Origin of the sequence: Micromonospora sp. NPDC051296 (assembly GCF_040682255.1) — a bacterium.
GTDB classification, from domain to species: Bacteria; Actinomycetota; Actinomycetes; order Mycobacteriales; family Micromonosporaceae; genus Micromonospora; species Micromonospora craterilacus.
Window position 1 is genome coordinate 1 of record NZ_JBFBAO010000673.1, and the last position, 1,191, is coordinate 1,191.

1 protein-coding gene is annotated in these 1,191 nt (G+C 68.8%); it reads left to right on the forward strand.

Annotated features, from left to right (window positions below):
* Positions 1 to 469 precede the first annotated feature (469 nt).
* Positions 470 to 1,126 carry a C39 family peptidase gene (locus AB0M52_RS34030; RefSeq protein ID WP_363962010.1) on the forward strand — a complete coding sequence of 219 codons (657 nt, stop codon included), beginning with the start codon at positions 470 to 472 and terminating at the stop codon, positions 1,124 to 1,126.
* Positions 1,127 to 1,191: the final 65 nt, after the last annotated feature.

Genomic DNA, 1,191 nt, shown 5'->3' on the forward strand with positions numbered 1-1,191 from the left:
GCACCAACGCCACGGTCGACGTCTTCGACCCGGCCGCCGGAACCTGGAGCACCCTACCTGCTCACCCCCAGGTCGGCCCTGCCGGCCGTCCGAGCGTCCCCGCAGAGCGCGTTAGCGGCCCCGGGAGTGGACCCGGGACGTGGCCGGCCACCTCGCGAGATGGCCGCGGCTGGGACTCATGTGCTTCATGGAACCCTTTGGGGGCGGAGCGGCTCATGGCACTCACGGGGCCGCCGTTTCCGCCTGCGGCGTTGTGGCCCCCGTCACCGCCGAGCTGGGCATGGGTCGGTGCCAGGGGCCGTTGTACTCGGAGAACCGCAGCGGCCCTGCTCTCGGGCGGTGGTGGGGCCGTTGCATCCCTGGCAGGCGCTCCGCTGATCAGCGCGTTTCTGCCTGTTCCTTCCGACGCGGTAACCGCACCCTCCCTTTCTCCGGGTGTCGTGTCGATCCTCCGACCTGGAAGGTGACGATCATGACTGCTCTTATCCGTAAGGCCGCCCTGACCGCCGCCGGCGCCGTCTGCGCCGGGGGAATGATCGCCGGCCCGACGAGCGCGCTCGCCGCTCCGCAGAGCACCGCCAACCCGCTTGGCGCGGTGACCGAGCGCGGGCACGGCAAGGGTGAGCGACAGCTCAACGTGCGCTACGAGGCCCAGCCGAACTTCTACTACTGTGGCCCGGCCGCCGTGCGTAACGCCCTGACCACCATGGACAAGAACGTCTCGCAGGACGATCTGGCCAAGGAGATGGGCACCACCGAGAACGGCACCGACTCGGCGTACCTGACCACCAAGGCCCTCAACGAGAAGGCCGGCAAGGACCTCTACCGCACCGTGGAGATCCCCGGCCGGAGTGCCGACGGTGCCCAGGCCGACCGGCTGCGTACCGATATCGTCCGCGCCGTTGACGACGGCCGAAGCGTCGTGGCCAACGTCATCGGCACGGCCACGGACACCGATGGGATGAGCCACTCCTTCGCGGGCGGCCACTACATCTCGGTGACCGGCTATCGGGACAACGGTGACCAGGCGAAGATCGCCGACTCCGCCGACCCGTCCCAGGCCGAGTACTGGATCAGCACCGACGCGCTGGCCGACTGGATCGCCAGCCGCGGCTACTCCGCCTGACCCAACCGCAACATCCGGATGATCAGTATGATCGGGAAATGGATGATGTACAGCGCGTACGACGC